Here is a 639-nt window from a genome sequence, read left to right as displayed (position 1 = left end):
CTGGAGAGATAGTAGAAGCAGCCATTGCTTCTAGTTCTTGGCAAGTCATTGGACCAGTAGTGTCCTGAGAACCAACGATGTTCACTTTAACGCGAACGTCTGAACCAGTATGTAGAGGAGTTTTAGACGTTACGCCAACTGCATTGCGGTTGAAGATTTTTTCAACGGCAGTTAGGCCTTGGCCTTTGTTTGAGATCTCTTTAGATGCTGCGTAAACAACAGGCGCTTCAACACCCAATGTTTCAGCTGCGAATGTTTGAAGCTTCTTACCGAAAGTAACCGCGTAAGAACCGCCAGCCTTCATGAACTCAACTTTCTGAGGCGTGAATGCGTCAGAAACGTCAGAAAGCTCTTCGCTACCGTTGTAAAGCTTCTTCGCTTTTGTATCGATAGTAAGAACAGTACCTGTCGCAACAGAGTATGCTTCTTCTAATACTGGATCGCCGTTTTCATCACGAACAACTTCGCCATTTGCGTCAGTTTTCTTAACCCAGTTTTTAAGGTCAAGACCGATACCACCTGTTACGCCAACAGTCGTCAAGAAGATTGGCGCGATACCGTTAGTACCTGCTACAACTGGACGGTTGTTGATGAATGGAATGTATGGAGAAGTCTTTTCACCAGCCCAAAGTGCAACGT

Annotated in this window: 1 pseudogene; it reads right to left on the bottom strand. The window is 45.5% G+C overall.

What is annotated here, in order from left to right:
- Positions 1-639 (bottom strand): annotated as a pseudogene (locus A3739_RS05780) (bifunctional aconitate hydratase 2/2-methylisocitrate dehydratase); the annotation flags it as partial.

It is taken from the genome of Oleiphilus sp. HI0067, from assembly GCF_001635735.1.
Note: the sequence above shows the minus strand (reverse complement) of the source record. Positions and strands in the feature narration are given on the sequence as shown.